The sequence below is a fragment of the Vibrio sp. 10N.261.55.A7 genome, from assembly GCF_002877365.1.
Lineage (GTDB): Bacteria > Pseudomonadota > Gammaproteobacteria > Enterobacterales > Vibrionaceae > Vibrio.
Window position 1 is genome coordinate 53905 of record NZ_MCWZ01000277.1, and the last position, 20442, is coordinate 74346.

General features: G+C 45.3%; 21 protein-coding genes. 17 read left to right on the plus strand and 4 right to left on the minus strand.

Translation table 11 applies throughout. The annotated features are described in order from the left end of the window. Positions 1-77 precede the first annotated feature (77 nt). The 3 genes from BCU12_RS12615 to BCU12_RS12625 are packed head-to-tail and all read right to left on the minus strand — an operon-like array spanning position 78 to position 2825. Positions 78-1325, minus strand: coding sequence for an NAD(P)/FAD-dependent oxidoreductase (locus tag BCU12_RS12615; RefSeq protein WP_102404599.1), 1248 nt, complete (start codon positions 1323-1325; stop codon positions 78-80). A gap of 15 nt (positions 1326-1340) precedes the next feature. Further along, positions 1341-2411: a class I SAM-dependent methyltransferase gene (locus BCU12_RS12620; protein ID WP_198599324.1), complete on the minus strand. Its 1071-nt coding sequence runs from the start codon at positions 2409-2411 to the stop codon at positions 1341-1343. A gap of 24 nt (positions 2412-2435) precedes the next feature. Further along, positions 2436-2825 carry a hypothetical protein gene (locus tag BCU12_RS12625; RefSeq protein ID WP_102404601.1) on the minus strand — a complete coding sequence of 130 codons (390 nt, stop codon included), beginning with the start codon at positions 2823-2825 and terminating at the stop codon, positions 2436-2438. Positions 2826-2902: 77 nt separating this feature from the next. On the opposite strand from BCU12_RS12625, the gene BCU12_RS12630 reads away from it, so the two are divergent. Genes BCU12_RS12630 through BCU12_RS12710 form a run of 17 tightly spaced genes read left to right on the plus strand, consistent with a single transcriptional unit; the run spans position 2903 to position 18657 of the window. Beyond that, positions 2903-3646, plus strand: coding sequence for a beta-ketoacyl synthase chain length factor (locus tag BCU12_RS12630; RefSeq protein WP_102404602.1), 744 nt, complete (start codon positions 2903-2905; stop codon positions 3644-3646). Next, on the plus strand, positions 3622-4404 hold the full coding sequence (locus BCU12_RS12635; RefSeq protein WP_102404603.1) for a lysophospholipid acyltransferase family protein: 783 nt from the start codon (positions 3622-3624) through the stop codon (positions 4402-4404). Before BCU12_RS12630 ends, BCU12_RS12635 begins: the two co-directional genes overlap by 25 nt. A gap of 10 nt (positions 4405-4414) precedes the next feature. Further along, on the plus strand, positions 4415-4678 hold the full coding sequence (locus BCU12_RS12640; protein ID WP_102404604.1) for a phosphopantetheine-binding protein: 264 nt from the start codon (positions 4415-4417) through the stop codon (positions 4676-4678). A gap of 7 nt (positions 4679-4685) precedes the next feature. Next, positions 4686-4943 (plus strand): acyl carrier protein, encoded by a 258-nt coding sequence (locus tag BCU12_RS12645; protein WP_102404605.1) that lies wholly within the window; start codon positions 4686-4688, stop codon positions 4941-4943. After that, entirely contained in the window at positions 4943-5533 is a 591-nt protein-coding gene (locus BCU12_RS12650) for a hypothetical protein (RefSeq protein WP_102404606.1), read from the plus strand. Before BCU12_RS12645 ends, BCU12_RS12650 begins: the two co-directional genes overlap by 1 nt. 39 nt (positions 5534-5572) lie before the next feature. Further along, positions 5573-7039, plus strand: a complete 1467-nt coding sequence (locus tag BCU12_RS12655) for an AMP-binding protein (protein ID WP_102404607.1) — start codon at positions 5573-5575, stop codon at positions 7037-7039. A gap of 39 nt (positions 7040-7078) precedes the next feature. Further along, positions 7079-7447: a 3-hydroxyacyl-ACP dehydratase gene (locus BCU12_RS12660; RefSeq protein WP_102404608.1), complete on the plus strand. Its 369-nt coding sequence runs from the start codon at positions 7079-7081 to the stop codon at positions 7445-7447. Continuing rightward, positions 7440-9188, plus strand: coding sequence for a glycosyltransferase family 2 protein (locus BCU12_RS12665; RefSeq protein ID WP_102404609.1), 1749 nt, complete (start codon positions 7440-7442; stop codon positions 9186-9188). The genes BCU12_RS12660 and BCU12_RS12665 overlap by 8 nt, the downstream gene beginning before the upstream one ends. Then, the gene (locus BCU12_RS12670; protein WP_102404610.1) at positions 9178-10710 is read left to right on the plus strand and encodes an aromatic amino acid ammonia-lyase; all 1533 of its coding nucleotides are present in this window, start codon (positions 9178-9180) and stop codon (positions 10708-10710) included. The genes BCU12_RS12665 and BCU12_RS12670 overlap by 11 nt, the downstream gene beginning before the upstream one ends. A gap of 8 nt (positions 10711-10718) precedes the next feature. Next, the gene (locus BCU12_RS12675) at positions 10719-11159 is read left to right on the plus strand and encodes an acyl-CoA thioesterase (protein ID WP_102404611.1); all 441 of its coding nucleotides are present in this window, start codon (positions 10719-10721) and stop codon (positions 11157-11159) included. Further along, positions 11160-11792, plus strand: coding sequence for an outer membrane lipoprotein carrier protein LolA (locus tag BCU12_RS12680; RefSeq protein WP_102404612.1), 633 nt, complete (start codon positions 11160-11162; stop codon positions 11790-11792). A 10-nt stretch (positions 11793-11802) separates the two neighbouring features. Further along, on the plus strand, positions 11803-14226 hold the full coding sequence (locus BCU12_RS12685) for an MMPL family transporter (protein WP_241909822.1): 2424 nt from the start codon (positions 11803-11805) through the stop codon (positions 14224-14226). After that, positions 14223-14954: a DUF3261 domain-containing protein gene (locus tag BCU12_RS12690; RefSeq protein ID WP_241909823.1), complete on the plus strand. Its 732-nt coding sequence runs from the start codon at positions 14223-14225 to the stop codon at positions 14952-14954. The genes BCU12_RS12685 and BCU12_RS12690 overlap by 4 nt, the downstream gene beginning before the upstream one ends. Positions 14955-14998: 44 nt before the next feature. Continuing rightward, the gene (locus tag BCU12_RS12695; RefSeq protein ID WP_198599325.1) at positions 14999-16255 is read left to right on the plus strand and encodes a beta-ketoacyl-[acyl-carrier-protein] synthase family protein; all 1257 of its coding nucleotides are present in this window, start codon (positions 14999-15001) and stop codon (positions 16253-16255) included. Next, entirely contained in the window at positions 16248-16712 is a 465-nt protein-coding gene (locus tag BCU12_RS12700) for a hotdog family protein (protein WP_102404615.1), read from the plus strand. Before BCU12_RS12695 ends, BCU12_RS12700 begins: the two co-directional genes overlap by 8 nt. Further along, on the plus strand, positions 16709-17434 hold the full coding sequence (locus BCU12_RS12705) for a 3-ketoacyl-ACP reductase FabG2 (protein WP_102404616.1): 726 nt from the start codon (positions 16709-16711) through the stop codon (positions 17432-17434). The genes BCU12_RS12700 and BCU12_RS12705 overlap by 4 nt, the downstream gene beginning before the upstream one ends. Beyond that, on the plus strand, positions 17431-18657 hold the full coding sequence (locus BCU12_RS12710; RefSeq protein WP_102404617.1) for a beta-ketoacyl-ACP synthase: 1227 nt from the start codon (positions 17431-17433) through the stop codon (positions 18655-18657). Before BCU12_RS12705 ends, BCU12_RS12710 begins: the two co-directional genes overlap by 4 nt. Before the next feature lie 251 nt (positions 18658-18908). Here the strand turns inward: BCU12_RS12710 and BCU12_RS12715 are convergent, their stop codons facing one another. Then, positions 18909-20261 carry a Fic family protein gene (locus BCU12_RS12715; RefSeq protein WP_102404618.1) on the minus strand — a complete coding sequence of 451 codons (1353 nt, stop codon included), beginning with the start codon at positions 20259-20261 and terminating at the stop codon, positions 18909-18911. Positions 20262-20442: the final 181 nt, after the last annotated feature.

A 20442-nucleotide genomic window follows, 5' to 3' on the forward strand; every position in this document is an offset into this window, starting at 1 on the left:
CCATTCCAGAAAATGAAAAAGGCATCGCAGCTGAAATGTCACTGGATGCCTTTTCTTATATTAAGTATCCAAAGACACTATGCATTTTCTTGGCGAATAACTTCCGCTAAACCGCTCAGTCTTCGCTTAGAATCCTTCACATACGGGTTGCTTTCATCCCAAGCGTAACCCGCCAATATCGAACAGATCATTTGCTTAATGCGCGCATTAGGATTTTGATAGAAAATCACCTCTTGCAGCGACCCGTCATACCAACCTTCGACATACGTTCTAAATGCATCAACACCAACCGTTAACGGTTTAGCATATTCTGCACCCCAGTCTACTTGTTCGCCGTTGAATTGACGCACCAAACACTCACTCGCAATTTGCGCCGACTTCATCGCGATGGTCACACCGGAAGAGAAAACAGGGTCCAAAAACTCCCCTGCATTACCTAATAACGCATATCGGTGAGTAGCCAAATGCTTGACGTTAGCCGAATAACCGTTAAGCACGCCTGCAGGGTTGGAAAATTCAGCATCGCGCAACAAAGGTTTTAGACCGAGTTCTTCGTTCGCTAGCTGCTGTAGAGCTTCAATACGATCCTCTGGGTACCGTTCAAAGAACTCAGGATTACCGACAACACCGAAAGAAGAAACGCCATTCGAGAATGGGATCAGCCAATACCACACGCCTGGCTCTTCAGGGTGAACAGATATGAGTATTTTGTTTCTATCGTGACGAGGATGAACTAGAGGATCGATGTTATCAATGATATGAGTAAACAAAGCCGTACGAGCAGGAAGACAAGAAGGTGTTTCCAAGTCAAGCAACCTTGGCAGAACACGGCCAAAACCACTGGCGTCCAACACATAGTCCGCTTCAATCTGATATTGACTGCCATCTTCACGAGATACACTTAATCGTGACTTTTCTTCCTGTATATCAATGCTATCTAGATGATGCTGATATCGAACTTCAACGCCCTGCTCTTCAGCGGTATCGGCAAGTAACTTATCAAAATTACCCCGTTGAACCTGATACGTGGTTCCAGGCCCTTGGGTAAACTTATCTTCAAACTCAAATTCCGTATATTGGCCGTTCCGATGAAACGCTGCCCCATCTTTGAATTGAAATTGAGCTGATTCAACAGCAGATTTCATTCCCGCTTTTTCAATCACTTCCATACAAGCAGGCAGCAGACTTTCCCCGATGGAAAATCGAGGAAACAGTGATTTTTCAATCACCACAACATCAATGCCTTGCTGATGTAGCAAAGAAGCGGCGACAGAGCCTGAAGGCCCTGCCCCTATAATCACAACTTGAGTCGATTCTTTTTTCATTACAAAACTCTCAAGTTAAGACTGTGCTTTAAGCTGCAATAATGTATGGCCCAGGCCAATATCATCCGTGCGTTCAACCACTTCCAAACCCGCCTCTTCAACGATTTCTAAGAAATCTTCGCTACGATAAAATCGGCTGTTTCCGTTCGCTAAGCAGGTAAAATACAGTGAAGTCGCATTGAGGCTATACGCCGCAGCATCGTATTTCTGAGCATCCCAAAAGAGCTCTAAGATATACACCTTAGAATCAGGAAGTAGCTGAGCTTTCACTCGCTTCAAGATGCTGAGTATTTCCATTGGAGAAAAACAGTCTAGGAACTGGCTCATCCACCATACATCTGCGTTTTCCGGCAGAGATTGTTTCTTATCCAACATATTCGCTGGATACGGGTGAACGCGATCTGCAAAGCCATGTTCGTCTGCATTTTTCATCGCCATTTCAAGCTGTTGAGGCAAGTCGACTATCGTGACTTTGACCTCATCACTATGCTGGCAACACTGCATTGCCCACTTACCGGTGTTTCCACCGATATCGACAATGTGCTTCGGTTTAGAGGCAAACACTTCTTCAAGCAATACAGGGAAAGAGCGGTCGGAATAGAAATGATCAAATTTAAACCAGCTCGCTTTGGCTTTCTCAGGCAATCGAGACAACCCTTGGTAGATGGTTTCCCAGTCGCCCAATTCCTTCAAACCAGCAGGCTTACCCTCCTGAATGGATTCCGTTAAATGCATCATTGCGGCGTAACAAACGTCGGCGGTAAAGTCCATATTGGCCTGTGTCATACCATCATGGAGCAAGAAAAAACCTAAGTTTGCGAGTGAGTAATTCGGCTTGTTCCACAAAACGATATGGGCGCTGATTGCCATATCAAGTAAAACCTTCACGCCATACTCGGAAACGCCAGTCGCCAAAGCAATTTGCTCGGCACTCAGGCCGTCGCTTCCTGCCTCATCAATCGCTTCGAGAATGTTAAGGTCGCGAAGTGTGCGAGCCGTATGGAAAACGATGGGAGCAAACGCGAGCTTTTGTGCTTCCGTTTTTGCTTCTAAAGCATTAAATGGGTCTGTATTTTGATCTAACACGAATGAACCTAACCAAATTATTTATTATTGTGCGGCTAAAAAAGAGAGTTTCTTTTGGATATCAACATTGAGGTTGTTGATCCATCGATTGTAGTTGCGGTGTATTTTTCCATCGCTCGCCTTCAAATTAGACGAACTCACGTAGGTAATGGAATAGTACTTTTCTGAATACTGAACATTGATTTTCGCAGAGTGTGAACGAACCATTATACTGGCAGACAAACTATCAGAATCGATGTCTTCAACTACCCAGCCTCTGTTCATCGCCGAATCGACAATTGCACTTTTCACCTGTTTACTGGTCAAGTTATAGGCAACGGGTTGGTCTTCAACATTCATAACAGGTTGAACTCTGCCACAGCCTACCAAAAGAAGGGTCAAAATTAGCGAAATAACTACATTAATAGTTTTCATAACAGTTCCTTGTCATTAATATGGTCTTTGTGAATGGCCCCTAGTATTTCGTCACAAAGGCAACAAATCAATATCTTATGTCAAAACAAACTCAATTAGCTTGCTTCAATATCATTGACCACTTTGCGCTGTCTGCTGGATTAACTCAAACTGACCAATGGCAACAATGGGCCAAGACTCTCGATTGGCCGCAAGATAACCAAATCGATGTTCATCATATTCCACCAATGATGCGTCGCCGAATGAGCAGCCTAAGTAAACTCGCGGTACAAACGGCTTTAGAGTTATTGGCTAAACATGAGATTGATTATCTGGTCTTTGCCAGTCGACATGGGGAACTTAAGCGCAGTGCCAATCTAATCAAAGACATTGTCCAAGGTGAAGAAGCCTCGCCAATGGCCTTTTCGCAATCCGTCCATAACACTGCCGCAGGGTTAACCACCATTGCTGCAAAAAAGGCCATTCCAGCCACGTCTATTGCCGCTGGGCTGAATACCTTCCAAAGTGCCATCATCGACGCTTGGCTCTATTTAACCGAGCATCCTAACCATAAGGTATTGGTGATAGATTTCGATGAACCCGCCCCGGAGCCTTATCAACAATATGTACAAAATGAATATCAGGGGTACGCACTAGGAATGGTGTTAAATCACGGCGACACAATTGCGATTACAGCAAAACAAGACAAAAAGCAGGCATCTGCCACCAACACGTTACCGCAAGGGCTGGATTTCTTGCAATACTATCTTAACGATCACCGGGAGTGGCGATTAAACAATAACTTACAAGGATGGACATGGACGCGCTCTTCACTAAGTTAAATCAATATTGGCGAATAATCGCAACCGGATTTTGTTTCTCAGTCTTTGGCATCGGGGGGCTATGGCTAAGTTTTGTTTTTATTCCACTGATCCACCTTTTCAACCGAGATAAGACGGAACAAGAACTTCAAGTCCAGCAGCTCATACAACAGAGCTTTCACCTATTTTGTCGTCTCATGCGCTTTACTGGAGCCATTGACTATCGGATCGAAGGAGAAGAGCTTCTCACTCAAGACCGGAATTGCCTCATCGTCGCCAATCATCCAAGCCTGATTGACTATGTATTGATCGCCTCATTACTTAAGCAGTGTGATTGCTTAGTCAAATCGGCCATCTGGTCAAATATGTTCATGAAACATGTCGTGAAAGGCGCGGGATACATACCCAATGAAGCACCGGAAGATTTACTCGAACAGTGTGAACATAAGTTCAATCAAGGTAACGTATTGCTGGTTTTTCCAGAGGGCACGCGGACAAAAGTGAACAGTGATGTCAAACTTCAACGCGGCGCCGCACAAATTGCCGTTCGAACTGAACGAGATTTGCGCATTATTCATATATCAGTGACGCCCAGCTTTCTCACAAAGGAGACGAAGTGGTATCAAGTACCAAAAACCAAGCCACTTTTCCTTGTAGAAGTTAAGGACAAAGTTGAGGTCGCGCCTTTTATAGAGCAAACTAGCAACGCGACTTTAGCGGCAAGAAAACTGAATGAACATTTAGCCAGCGCTATTTTCCCCCAAGAATATACAAATTAAGTAGGTGCAAATGGAAGTACTACACAACGAAATTAAACAACTCATCATTGATGCTTTGAACCTTGAAGACCTCACCATTGATGATATTGAGGCTGAGGCACCTTTATTTGGAGATGGATTAGGCCTAGATTCAATTGATGCTTTAGAGCTTGGTTTAGCCATCAAGAAAAAGTACAATTTCGTTATTGATGCTGACGACACGAATACTCGCCAGTATTTTTCTTCAGTAGCTAATTTAGCTAAATTTATTTCTTCTCAAACCAACAGTAAATAGAACCGTTATGGCAGATGTAAACCAAGAACAAGTGTTTGAACAAGTACAAAGTGCACTTGTAGAGCTTTTTGAAATCGATGAAGCGGATATCACCCCTGACGCTCATCTGTATCAAGATCTTGATTTAGACAGCATCGACGCGGTTGACCTTGTTGTCCACTTACAAAACGTAACGGGCAAGAAAATCAAACCTGACGAATTCAAAGCCGTGCGTACGGTTAATGATGTTGTTGAATCAGTCACTGAGTTATTGAAAGGCAACTAATGCAAACATTGCTGACCGCGTTGTCTGCAATTGCACTGCTTGCTTATCCTTTCGCCGTGTATTTCGGCATTGACCATTTTGGCATTCAGATAATTGGAGTAATTCTTGTCGCACTTTTTGCGATAAGAATTCTCTCTGCCAGCAGCGCCAAACTTAAAGAGCTTAAACAATTAGCGGTCATCACCGGCGTAACCGGCGTCACGTTGACTCTTTTGGGTATTCTCTTTAAGCAACAGGGATGGTTAACCTTCTACCCTGTCATTATGAACCTTTGCTTGTTTTCCCTCTTTTTCCAAAGTTTAAAACAGCCGCAGACCATTATTGAGCGACTCGCAAGGCTCCAAGAGCCCGACTTACCCCATCACGGCGTCGTCTATACACGTAAAGTAACCAAGGTGTGGTGTGTGTTTTTTATCGCTAACGCTTCGATTGCTTTGTACACCTGCTTTCAAAGCATTGAGGTATGGACACTGTACAATGGGCTGGTGAGTTATCTCCTTATTGGTGCACTCTTTACCATTGAATGGGTCGTTAGAGTATGGGTGCGTCGTAAAAACCTAACGGTAGACACGAAATCGCGCAACAACTAAAAATTTACTCGGAACTCCCTCCAAAAGGACGCTGGATACATGTCAAACCACACCGCCACCCAATTCTCTTCATTAAGCGAGATCATGAATGCCGCTCGGGCTGATTCACATCCCGTTTCTTTTTCTGAACAAGGCACTTGGACATGGCAACAGTTTAAATCAGACATTGCGACTCTCGTTTCTCAGTTGAGAGGAATTCAGCAGCAACACATCGCACTCTGTTCCAATGACACGTACTTATTTGCTATCGGCTTCTTTGCACTGAGTCAGACCAACAAAACCATTGTTCTTCCTGGGAATTACCAACCTAACGCCCTTATTGAGTTAGCGAGTCAATATGAACTTCTACTGTGTGATCCAGTAATAGCGGCTTCAATTAGCGCCGCAGAAAACAAACACAATATTGATGGTTCCGTAGAAATGATGCTATTGGTGTCAAGCTCTAGCGATCAATCCAATCGACTTGACTCCGATCAACGTGAATCGCACCAACGTGAATCAAGCCAGTGCGAATCGACGCCAACCTTTGAAACACTTGATCTCGATGCCCAGCAAATCATTTTATACACATCTGGATCAAGCGGTCAGCCTAAGGCGATTACAAAAACGATGGCTCAACTCAATGCAGAGGTTGCGGTCTTAGAAAGACAATGGGGAAAACACCTGCAAGGTACCACCATAGAGAGCACTGTGTCACATCAACATATTTATGGGTTGTTGTTCAAGCTTCTCTGGCCACTGTGTGTGGGGCGAGCATTCAACAAGATGACTTTGGAGTACCCAGAACAACTTCTCACGCACTGTGACAAAGATACTCTGCTTATCTCTAGCCCTGCTTTGCTAAAAAGACTCACTGGCCAAATGCCAGGGGCTTACCGCATGATCTTTTCATCGGGTGGGCCTTTGCCATTCCAAGCGGCGCAAGAATCGAAACAATGGTTAGGTCAACTCCCAACAGAAGTATTCGGTAGCACCGAAACGGGGGGAATCGCCTTTCGGCAGCAAGCCAATGACACATCACCTTGGCAGCTCTTTCCAAGCATAGAAGCCGGCTTAAATGCTGAGCACTGCTTGAAGCTAAAATCTCCTTACATCGACCCTTCTCGCTGGTATCAGACCGCAGATCAAGTAGAGCTATTGGGAGAGGGTTTATTCAACCTCAAAGGAAGAGCCGATCGCATTGTAAAAATAGAAGAAAAGCGCATCTCACTGGTTGAAGTCGAAAAACGTCTTGAACAATTGCCTTGGATAGAGGAAAGTGCGGTAATCCCAATGTATGATGACGAACGTTTGACACTCGTCGCCGCCATTGCTCTGACACCGTTAGGTGAAGAGAAAATACGAAATCTCGGAAAAGGGAAGTTTTGGTTAGCACTTCGCGCTGAGCTGCGTCAATGGCTAGAGCCGATTGCAACGCCTAAACGCTTTCGGGTTGTCAACGAGATTCCATTGAGTAGCCAGGGCAAGCGACTCACGACTAATATCGAACAACTATTTGAAAAATAAATTTATTCACCAGCAGTAGATGTAGAATCAGAATTCATTATGGTAAAACGAAAACCCACGCTGATAGAGTCAGAGATACATTTTCCTTCCGCTCAACTGACGCTAAAAGTTGATGCGGATATCTTGGACTTTTCAGGTCACTTTAAACACTTCCCAATCTTGCCGGGCGTCACTCAAATTGACTGGGTACTTTTTTATGGTGTCGATTTTCTCAACATTCCGCCAGCGTTCAAAGGCATGGAAGTGATCAAATTCCAAGAGCCTATACTGCCAGATTCCATCGTCCGTTTATCGTTAAGCTGGGACGAGGTGAAGCATAAGCTCTCTTTCAAGTACACTTCGATCCGTGATGAAGAAGAAATTATTCACTCTTCAGGAAAGATGAAACTTGGAGTGCCTAGTGAGTAGCTACTCCGCTTGCTTCTTAATTCCATGCTACAACCATGGCTCAACGGTGACTCAAGTTGTTGAATCGCTTGCAGCCTTCTCTTTGCCGATCGTTATTGTCGATGATGGTAGCGAAGCCGCGACCAAAGAAGTTCTGTCAACATTAGAGGCCCAAGCGTCTGTACATTTGGTGACGTTACAAGAGAATCAAGGAAAAGGTGGCGCTGTCATGGCTGGGCTGAGCGCAATCAGCGGCATGGGTCATAGCCACGCGATACAAATCGATTCTGATGGCCAACATGACCTAGAAGCCTTGCCGAACTTAATCACCGCTTCACAACAACGCCCTCACCAATTAATTTCTGGTCGTCCAATTTATGACGACAGTGTGCCAAAATCGCGCTTGTATGGACGTTACTTGACGCATGTTTGGGTCTGGATTGAAACCCTATCTCTAAGCATAAAAGACAGCATGTGTGGGTTTCGTGCCTACCCAATAAAAGAGACGATACCGGTACTTTCTAAGTACAACATCGGTACAAGAATGGATTTTGATATCGAAATTCTAGTTCGACTCTATTGGGAAGGCGTCGACAGCCACTTTATCGACACGCGAGTAATTTACCCGGAAGGTGGCCTATCTCACTTCGATGCGCTGCATGACAACATTAAAATCAGCAAAATGCACACCAAGCTCTTCTTTGGCATGTTACCCAGAATACCTAGGTTGATTGGCCGACATTTCAGTGCTCCATCCAATAACAAACCTGCGGAAAGTAAACCCGATGAACAGGCCCAACAGAAGCATTGGTCAGCCCGTAAAGAGCGCGGTACGGTATTTGGCATAAAGCTGCTTTTGGGTGTCTATAGCTTATTGGGTAGGAAAGTCTTTAATCTCATTCTTTCTATCGTTATGCGTTACTACCATGTCACAGGCAAGCAAGCGAAACAGGCTTCACAGCAGTATCTAGATACCCTAACTCGCTTTGCAAAAGAAAGAGCTATATCGCTTCCTGACAACCTCAACAGCTATCAGCACTTGCTCTCATTTGGGCACACCATGCTCGACAAGCTTGCGGCGTGGAAAGGCGATTTCTCAGTCGAGAATCTGACCATACATGGCCAGGAACACTTTGAAGAAATCACGAAGCAGAACCAAGGTGTCGTTTTACTCGGTTCACACCTTGGCAATATTGAATTGTGCAGGGCACTCAGTCGACGTCATTCACATGTTAAAATCAACGCGTTAGTCTTTACCGAGCACGCTGAACGATTTAACAGTGTCATGAAAGCCATTAATCCCAACTCTGAACTAAACCTGATCCAAGTCAGTCACATGGGGCCAGATACCGCTATCCTCTTACAGCAAAAGATAGAGCAAGGCGAGTGGATCGTTATCGTGGGTGATAGAACCTCAACCAGTAAAGAGAGCCGTTCAGTGTGGGCGGATTTTCTCGGCAAATCCGCGCCATTTCCACAAGGACCCTTTTTACTGGCTTCCATCCTGAAGGCTCCGGTATACCTTCTTTTTGGATTGCGTGACGATAGCCGAAAAGAACCACATTTTAACGTCTACTTTGAGCATTTTAGTGACAAAATAGACTTCCCAAGAAAAGAGCGACAAATCGCAATTCAGCGTACGGTTCAACAGTACGCGCAGCGACTTGAACATTACACCTTAAAAGCACCTTTGCAGTGGTATAACTTTTTTAATTTTTGGACTTTAAGTAAGCAACAAGAAGACGGAAAACATGAAAAATAGTATAGAATTTGGCTCGGATCGCCTTACGATCGAAGATGTTGTTGCTATCGCTCAAGGTGCTAATGCAAGCATCAATCAATCTCCTGAATTTAATGAAAAAATTGACCGAGGCGTTGCATTCCTCGAACGCTTACTGAAAGATGAAGGCGTCATCTACGGCGTTACGACCGGTTATGGCGACTCCTGTACCGTTGCTATTCCGCCTGAACTAGTGGATGAGTTGCCACTACACCTCACTCGATTTCACGGTTGCGGCCTTGGCGAGGTGCTCACTCATGAACAATCAAGAGCAGTACTGGCGACGCGATTATGCTCACTGTCTCAAGGCGTGTCAGGCGTCACTCATGATCTTCTTAATCAGATCATTACGCTGATCAATCACGATATCTCACCACGTATTCCGCAAGAGGGCTCCGTCGGTGCTAGTGGTGACCTCACTCCGCTTTCTTACCTTGCCGCCGTGTTGATTGGCGAACGTGATGTCTACTACAAAGGCGAGTTGCGCCCAACCCAAGACGTTTTCTCTGAACTCAATATCGAACCGATTAAACTGAAACCCAAAGAAGGCTTAGCGTTAATGAACGGCACGTCGGTAATGACAGCGTTAGCGTGTTTGGCGTATCAACGTGCCGAATACCTCACTCAGCTTTGTACAAAAATTACGGCGATGGTGTCGGTTGGTATTCACGGGAACGACTTCCATTTCGATGAAGGATTGTTCGCGGTCAAGCCCCACCCTGGCCAACAACAAATTGCCGCTTGGTTAAGAGATGATCTAAAAGCGGAGCGAACACCACGCAATAGTGATCGCTTGCAAGACCGATACTCACTACGTTGTGCTCCTCATGTTATTGGCGTGGTGCAAGACTCTCTGCCTTGGCTTCGTCAAATGATTGAGAATGAACTCAACAGCGCCAATGACAACCCGATCATCGATGGTGACAATGAACGCGTTCTTCACGGCGGGCATTTCTATGGCGGCCATATTGCCATGGCGATGGATACGTTAAAAACGGGTGTCGCCAATCTTGCAGACCTACTTGATCGTCAAATGGCTCAGCTCATGGATTACAAGTTCAACAATGGCTTACCATTCAACCTAACAGGCGCAGAAGGCGATAGAAAACCGATTAACCATGGCTTCAAAGCGGTCCAAATTGGCATTTCAGCGTGGACTGCGGAAGCACTCAAGCACACCATGCCCGCGAGCGTATTCTCACGCTCAACAGAGTGTCATAATCAAGACAAAGTCAGCATGGGCACCATCGCTGCTCGTGACTGTTTGCGAGTACTTGAACTGACCGAACAAGTCGCGGCCGCATCCCTACTGGCTGGTACTCAAGCCATCGAGATCCGCAAACGCCACAATGAGTTAGATGAACAACACATGAGCGATAATCTAAAAATGATTCGTGACGCCGTACTCGGTGAGTTTGAATTTGTTGCTGAAGACCGCCCATTAGAAAAAGATCTACGACACTTTATTGATCGCATTCAACAGCGCCACTGGTCTCTATACTAGGAGTGAACATGAGTGAGATTCTGCACCCATTAGAGTCAGAGGTGACTTTGGTTACCTCGTTTCAAGATGCCGATCCTATGGGAGTTATCTACCACGGCAACTTCTTTCGATTTTTTGAAGAAGCACGTCGCGTCTTGATGGACAAGATCGAGTATGGCTATCATGCGATGAGTGATTCAGGCTATATGTGGCCAATCATAGATACACGGGTAAAGTACGTCAAAGCGATTCCGTTTAATCATAAGATTCGTGTCACCGCCAAACTGGTGGAATGGGAAAATCGACTTCGTGTTGATTATGTTATCTATGATGCCGACACGGATGTACGTATGTGTAAAGCGCACACCACGCAAGTCGCTGTCGACATGAAAAGTGAAGAAATGTGTTTCGTCTCGCCTACCGTATTTACGGACAAAGTAGAAACATGGCATCAACAGGGAACGCTCTAAATGAAGAGATTATCTTGCCTCAGTAGATGGATCCCCATCCTAATAATCAGCCTATTTACATCGCCATGGGTAAGCGCAGGTATCAATAACCTTAGCGATCTTGAGACGCAGCTTTCTCAATACCAGATTATCCGAGGCGATTTTACTCAAAGCCGACACCTTGAGATGTTTAAGCAGCCGCTCGAATCTAAGGGTCAATTTGTTCTCGATAAGGAAAATGGGCTACTTTGGCAGCAGTCGGCTCCCTTTCCTGTGAACCTCGTTCTTACCGAAAACAAGCTTCGTCAAACCTTCGCTGACCAAGCGCCACAGGTTATCAAAGCAAATGAAAACCCGATGGCCTTTTATTTTAGCCAAGTTTTTCTCTCGGTCTTTCATGGCGATAGCGATAAGCTAAAACAGCAATTTGATCTTGAATTCAACTCTGGTTCTTCGCAATGGACGCTTGTTCTGACACCAAAACAAGCACCGCTCAATGCGGTATTTCAACAAATAACACTGCAAGGTAATGATTACATCGATGGGCTGACTCTCACTGAGCTAAGAGGCGATAAAACCGAGATACAGTTTTCTAACCAAACGCATCGACCAGACACATTGACTGATGACGAACAAGCACAGTTTGAATTCTGAACACACAGCGATGAATAGTCCGATTCCCAAACAGCAAATAAGATTGGCGTCTCTTTGGGCGGTTTTGGTTTTTCTGTGCATTGGGTTATTAGTCAAGCAGTGGGGGATCAGCAGCACTGCTCCAATCGAAACCAATATCTTAAAGTTGCTCCCGACTGACGAACAGAATCCATTGGCTGAACAAGCCTATTCAAAGATTGCAGACAACATGAGCAATCAAGTCGTATTCGTTCTATCGAATCAAGCACTTCCAAGCAAGCAATCGGATAAGACAGGCCAATCCACAAACAAAGATGCCCTCTTTGGCGCTGCCGAACAGTTTGAGCGCCAGCTACGTCAGAGCAACGCCTTTAAATCGGTGACCGCTAAGGTTGATGCGTCAACGCAGCAGCAGTGGGCTGAGTACTATTATCAGCATCGATTCAATCAGCTCACCGACGAGCAGAAGTTACGCCTTGAGAACCACCCTGAGCAGCAAGTTCAGTCTGTTGTGCAAGCGATATACAATCCCTTTTCTGGCGTCACGGGGCAAGAGCTTTCAAGTGACCCTTTCTTGCTGTTTAGAGAGTACTTACAGCATGTCTCTGCGTCTTCATCGCGGTTTGCCTTAGACAACAATTACCTCGTCACTGATTATCAAGGCTCGCCTCAGCTGCTGATTACCGCAGAGCTTAATGACTCGCCATACAGCGACAAGGCCCAACAAATCGTTCCACAACTAAAACAATGGCAGCAAGAATTACAGCAGCAATATCAGGTCAACATCAACCATACTGGCGTGCTCTTCTATGCCGATTTCGGTACCCGAAGTGCCAAATCAGAAATAAGCACGATTGGTGTGTTCTCTTTACTTGGCGTCGTGTTACTGATTACTTTGGTTTTTCGCAGTACCGCCCCGCTGCTACTCGCCTTACTTTCAATATCCGTTGGACTGTTGGTCGCGCTTGCTATCACCACCTTGATATTTGGGCAGATACATCTCTTTAGTTTGGTGTTTGGTGCTAGCCTCATCGGTGTATCAATAGATTATGCATTCCACTACTTAACCGATCGGCTCGCAGCAGGAAGAAACTGGAACAGTATTCAGGCGCTCAAGCACCTGTTCATGGTGATTACATTCGGTTTATTGACCAGTCTTATTGGCTATCTAGGTTTGCTCATTGCGCCATTTCCTGGGTTACAGCAACTCGCACTGTTTTCTGCGATAGGCTTAACGGCTGCCTATGCCACCGTGATCGCTTGGTATCCTATTCTTGCTCGTTCACCAAGCAATGAGCGTCCGTTACCCGGTCGTCAGTTTTGGTCAAAATGGCTAGGCCTGTGGGATAAGCCCTCTTTTCTCTTTGGGCTGCCAATAACGATCGTTGTCATCAGCGGGCTTGCCATGACGCAGGTGGAATACAACGACGACATCCACCAACTGCAAGCAATGCCCGCCGATCTTAAACAGCAAGAAGACGAGATTGCTCGTGTCACGGGTATTGAGAGTTCTCAGCAGATGCTGCTATTGAGCGCAGACAATGATGAAAGCTTGCTTATCGAACTTGAAAGGTTAGACAACACACTCAGCAGCTGGCAGGAGCAAGGCTTAATAAGCAGCTATCAGGGTTTGAACCAGTATGTGAGCTCACAGCAAAAGCAGCGCGAAAACTTTACCCTGATTCAATCTCTATACAGAGGTCAAGGGCAGGCATTAGCTAGCAACCTACAGCTTGAAAACGCGCCTGTGTTAAGCCAATCATTCAAGCCCTATTCTTTATCAGAATACTTAGAACACCCTGTCTCAGCGCCCACACGATTCTTGTACCTAGATAAAATAGATCAAGGACAAGACGATGGGCGCAGCCATCAACAGGTGCGTACCAATCAACACGTGCATTTAGATCAACAAGTGCATAGCCTCGTTTTACTGAAAGGCGTCAGTGAGTCTTTAGATCTCGCTCTCTTCGCATCGAATCATGAGCAGTTAATCTATCTAAACAAGGTAGAGCAAATATCCACCTTGTTTGCATCCTATCGAGTAAAGATCATGGAGCTTTTAGGCATCGCAATACTGCTCATCACATCGCTACTCAGCCTGCGATACGGGGCAAAGCAAAGTATCAAAATACTCATTCCCTCTTTGATCGCATGTGTTGCTGGGCTTGCAGTCACCGTCATTTTCGGTTCTACCCTGAATCTGTTTAACTTACTGGCCTTAATACTCATTATTGGTATCGGTATCGATTACACGCTGTTTTTCTCGGAGCACAATCAGAGCCACAGTACATTGCTGGCCATCACCCTTTCCGCGCTCACAACGTTACTCTCGTTTGGTTTATTGGCGCTAAGCAATACGCACGCCATTCATAGCTTTGGCATCACCGTTCTTGCGGGTATATTCGTCGCCTGGCTGCTCGCCCCAATCGCAATAAAATTGGAGAACAAAACATGAGTCAGAGACAAGATTCAGCACGAACGATGCTACAGCCAAGATCGCTGTTGAATGCGCTCAATATCAAACTGGTCTTTACTTTGATTTTGGCTTTGATGGCAAACGGGTGCGCTATGACGTCAACGTCATCCAATCCTTCATCTTCAGCGCAGGTTGAGATAAGCCCAGATGTGTTCATTGCACTTCCCACTCCAGCGCAACTAGGTTACAACGTCACTGCAAGTCAGCTCATTTCTGCTTCATGGCCAAGTGATAGTGAACAAGCGAACCAACAGCAAACATTACCCGTTCACCTTGAAGTGAACGACGACCAAGTCGTATTGGCGGGCTTTTCTTCTTGGGGAACACGCATTCTTTCTCTTACTTACAAGAGAGAAACGATCGAAACAAGCGTACTCACTGGCATAGAAAACAGCCTACCAGAGCCAGAACAGATACTATTTAACCTAATGATCACTCTCTGGCCTCTCAATGCTTGGGAAGGCCCACTAAATCAGGTAGAGTGGCAAATATCTGAAATGGCTAATAAAAGAACGATATACGATAAAAATGGCGATGCCGTCATTCACATCGATTATCAACATAGCGACCCATTATCTGGATTGATCCAATTTACCCACGAACAGCTTGGCTATTCGATTTCAATCCAAACTCTAGATGTTGATCGAACTTTAGATATTGATCGAACTTTAGATGTAGGTAGAAAAGACCCGACGACTCACGACTAAAAGAAAGCTAGATGTTAAATCAATCTTTACCCGCTAAGGCATCTCTGCCCATCATTATCCAAGACTGTGGTTTTATCAGTGCTATGGGCAGCACACATCAAGAAATCAAACTCAGTATTGCCGATTCAAGCTTTGCCAATATGCAGTGTGATTCGTCCACGCTCAACACCCATTGCGAAACGGTCGTTGGTAAGGTCTCAACGCCTCTCGCAAGTATTCCCAAAGAACTCTGCCGATATCAATCTAGAAATAACCAACTTGCGCTCACCGCGTTACGTCAAATAGAACCCCGTGTTCAGTCTGCTATTGAGCAATTTGGTGCTGACCGCGTGGCAGTTGTCATCGGGACCAGCACTTCAGGTATCTCAGACGGTGAAACTGCCTACAAACAGCTGTTAGACAGCGAGAAGTTTCCAGACGATTTCGATTACTCCAAACAAGAACTTGGCGATACCAGCGAATTCGTTGCTCAATACCTCGGCGTTACTGGGCCTTGTTACGCTATTTCAACCGCTTGCTCTTCAAGTGGGCGCGTTTTCATCACCGCTAAACGCATGCTGAAATCAGGGTTAGTGGATGCAGTTGTTGTCGGAGGCGTTGATACCCTTTGTCAGCTCACGCTCAACGGTTTCAATGGCCTCGAAGCACTCTCTAACACCCTTTGCCAACCCTTTAGTGCGCAGCGAAATGGCATCAACATCGGCGAATCGGCTGCGATCATGCTGCTTAGTCTGCAGGCCATTGAATCTGACATCGCATCCGCCAGTTCTGCAAAAAACTCGCCTTTGAATGCGAGTTCGTTGAGTACTATTTCCTTAAGTGGAAAGAAGCCCATTGCACTGCTCGGTGCGGGCGACAGCTCCGACGCTCACCATATTTCAGCGCCCCATCCGGATGGCATTGGGGCCATCAAGGCAATGCAAAATGCGCTTGATGATGCCAACTTAACCGCCAGTGATATCGGTTATATCAACGCCCACGGCACAGCAACGCCTCTTAATGACAGTATGGAAAGCAAAGCCATTTACAGTCTGTTTGGAAGCAGCACACCTGTCAGCTCAACCAAGCCACTGACAGGTCATACGCTTGGCGCAGCCAGTGCAACAGAAGCGGCCATTGCGTGGTATATTTTGAATTATGATCTGCCTTTGCCTAAGCAAAACTGCCAAGACAAAGCCAGCGATATAGAAATCAGTCTCGTCGAAGAAGACGTTAAACTGACGAAGAAAGCTATCCTTAGCAACTCGTTTGCCTTTGGTGGCAACAATATTAGTCTTATATTTGGTTATGCTGATGAATAACATTCCATCAATTGAACAACTGCTCCCACACGATAGGCCGATGATCTTGATCGATCGCGCATTGAATATCGAGGCTGAATCTATTCATGCTCAAGTGAATATTGACGAGCATAACCTCTTTTTTGATAAAGACTCGCAATCCATTCCGGCCTATGTAGGCATCGAGTTTATGGCACAATCTGTCGCCGCTTGGTCAGGCTATCATGCTCTTCAAAAAGGAGAGCAACCACCGATTGGATTTTTACTCGGCAGCCGACGTTATGCCGCGCACTGTGACACCTTTCTTAACGGCCAAGTGTTAGATATACACGCCGAGCAAGTGATGGAAAACAATGGTATGGCCGTATTTTCCGCAAGCATCTCTCTCCAAGGTAAAGAACTTGCGACGTGTCAGTTAAACGTCTACGTGCCAAACGAACAGAAATTACAAGAAATGAATATTAGGAATCAAGCATGACCCGACAGGTATTAGTCACCGGAGCCAGCAAAGGCATCGGAAAAGCCATTGCCATTCAACTGGCGAAAGATGGATTCACGATTGCTGTTCACTACATGGGCGATGAAAAAGGCGCTCAGGCAACGCTCGATGAAATATCTAGCAACGGTGGTCAAGGTCGATTGATTCAGTTTGATATCAGCAACCGTGAAGAGTGCCGTACGAAACTGGAAGCGGATTTAGCGGAACACGGAGCCTATTACGGTGTGGTGAATAACGCGGGCATCACCCGTGATACAGCCTTCCCTGCCATGACGGAAGAAGAATGGGACGGTGTAATTCATACCAATCTAGATAGCTTCTACAATGTTCTGCACCCTTGTGTCATGCCGATGGTTCAAAAACGGAAAGGAGGGCGAATTGTCACCCTTGCTTCTGTTTCAGGCTTAATGGGCAACCGCGGGCAAACCAACTACAGCGCGGCAAAAGCAGGCGTGATTGGCGCAACTAAATCGTTAGCGCTTGAACTGGCAAAAAGAAAAATCACCGTTAACTGTGTCGCACCTGGTCTTATCGATACGGGCATGGTCGACGAACACGTCAAAGAGCACGCGCTACCGCAGGTTCCGCTTCGCAGAATGGGTGAACCAGAAGAAGTGGCGGGGCTTGTGAGCTACTTGATGTCAGACATCGCAGCTTACGTTACAAGACAGGTTATCTCAGTAAACGGAGGTCTTATATGAGTCATAGGGTTGTTGTCACTGGAATGTCGGGCGTAACTGCTTTAGGTAGCGACTGGCAAACTATTGAACCTAAATTACGCGCTTGTGAAAACGCGACTCAATATATGCCGTCTTATGAGCAATACGATGGCCTCAACACGAAACTCGCCGCCCCCATTGATGATTTCGAACTGCCAAAGCACTACAAACGCAAACAGGTTCGCGGCATGGGAAGGGTCTCAAAACTTGCCACTGTCGCCACTGAGCAAGCGCTAGAACAAGCTCACCTTATCGGCAACCCTGTTCTCACCAACGGTCAAACTGGTATCGCTTACGGCTCTTCTACAGGCAGTACCGACGCGATTGGTTCTTTTGGCGTGATGCTCAACGAAAAAACAACCAAAGCAATCACCGCAACAACTTACGTTCAAATGATGCCGCACACCAGTGCCGTCAACGTTGGCCTGTTTTTTGGGTTAAGAGGACGCGTGATTCCAACCAGTAGCGCCTGCACCTCTGGCAGCCAAGCCATTGGTTACGCTTATGAAGCGATTAAACACGGCTATCAAACCGTGATGGTCGCAGGCGGTGGTGAAGAACTTTGCCCAACAGAATCGGCCGTGTTTGATACCCTGTTTGCCACCAGCTTAAAAAACGATGCACCGAAATCAACGCCGCGTCCGTACGATACTGAACGTGATGGTCTGGTTATCGGTGAAGGCGCCGGGACTTTGATACTGGAAGAGTACGAACACGCGAAAGCACGTGGCGCGACTATTTTTGCAGAAATCGTTGGCTTCGCCAGTAACTGCGACGCTGCGCATGTCACGCAACCTCAACAAGAAACCATGCAGATTTGCATGGAAATGGCGCTTCGAGATGCCAAGCTCGATGCGGCTTCTATCGGTTACGTTTCAGCCCACGGCACCGCCACCGATCGCGGCGACATTGCCGAAAGTAACGCAACGGCCAACGCGCTGGGTAAAGTGCCCATCAGCTCTCTAAAAAGCTATTTTGGTCATACACTTGGGGCATGTGGCGCAGTTGAAGCTTGGCTCAGCCTAGAAATGATGCAAAGCGGTTGGTTCAGCCCAACGCTCAATCTCGACAACCTTGACCCTCAATGCGGTGACCTTGATTACATCACCGGTAGTGGTAGAGAATTGAACACAGACTACATCATGAGCAACAACTTTGCGTTTGGTGGTATCAACACTTCAATTATCTTTAAGAAACACCGCTAAAAACCTCATTTTCGATGCCTAACACGGTTGGAGAATGATCAGAACCGCACGATGCCATATCGTATGATCATTCTCTAATCTCATTAACCAATTTGACACCGCTAATCTAGCTTATTCTTGACCCGTTCCTTGTTTTGACTGATTCAACACATACTTCACTAAAGCGATATTTGACTGATTATTCCTTATCTAACTGTTTGGCCAAATTTACTAATCCACTACACCCTAAAGGTGAACATATCTAAGAGTTCCTAGATTATTTTAAGTCTATCTTTTAGATTCCTAGGGGATAGGTACTTATATTGTCTACTACCTTTCTCTTTGTTTTTAATCAAAAGATTTAGGTCTACCAACTTATCTAAGTAACCTCTTGAGGCCGCTGCTGTAACATTAAATTCCACTTGCCATTCCTTAACCGTAAATTCACGACCAGCATCTTCAAGCGCTTTCTTAATAATCGTAATATGTGGGTGTCTAAATTGACTAAAGTACGGAGATTTATGGAGATCTAGGCGAGTCTTCTCAATTTCTTCAATCTTTTTCTGTATGAATGTTGTAAAGCTTTCCAACGCCCTAATGATGATCCCCATATTAAAATCAATGAAGTGTGTTAAGTCAAACTCATCTACTTCAGTTTTAACGAAAGCTCGAGCGTACCTATTCATCGATCCTTTAAGTAATGATGATATAGAGATGAACTCAAAGTTGTCATAACCACTTTTCAGCATGAACCAATAGAACAATGCTCTCGCCGTTCTACCATTTCCATCTGAAAACGGGTGAATGTAGCCAATCATGAAATGTAAGATAATTGCCTTTACCATTGGGTGGATGAACTTAGCACCTTCATGTTCTTCATTGGCAAAATCACATAGGTTTTGAAGCAGTAGTCTGACCTTTTCTGCGTCAGGAGCTTGGTGAATTAGCTCACCATCAACAACACTTCTTACAGCTATTGCATCCTCACGAATCATGCCAGCTACATGATCATTCTCAATTACTTCTAGAGTGGCCACATGATTAAATTGTTGGATGAGTTCGATACTTAACTGTTCATCAATCGATTCTTTGGCAAACTTCATAAGCCGATAATTGTTGATGATCATCTTCTCAGAGAAGTCTCTAGGTTCACGGCCTGAAGATAATAGTTCTTTAGCTACAGGTCTCGTAGTAGCTGCCCCTTCCATTTGAGCGCTTGATATAGACTCTTCCATGATAAGGCTAGCAGTTAAGTATCGATGAGAGTCATTATCTTGAAGCTTTAAATGCTTTAACGTAGATAAACGCTCAATCTTGTGAATCTTATGGACTAACGAAGAAATGCTATATAAGGCAAGAGCTATCTCACCTTTGGGTTTATAAACAAAAAGCTTATCAATAACTTCAAGGTTTCTTTTTAACTTTAGCAGATGCCACGCAGATTCTTTATGCCCCTTTAGTTGAGGGGTCCTAGTAATGAATTCATCCCAAGATAAATAATCGCCCTTAGAATTAAAGCCACAGAGCTTAGGGCTAACTTTTGACCATAGTTCTTGTGGTAACCGAGAAAGTTCGTTTTCTCTAGCTTCTGGTGGTACTTCAATTCCAAATACTTTCTTTTTCATACGATAAACCAAAATTATTATTTTCTATGTTTACTACTATCGAACATAAACAAGACTACAGCAAGTGAAATCTATAGAGCATGCGATAACTCTTGCATTTATGTTGCTTTTCATTGTAAAAACCATATTAAAGATAGTTTTTCATTTTGTATGTTTAGTGCAATTTCCTAGTGGTTAGCGT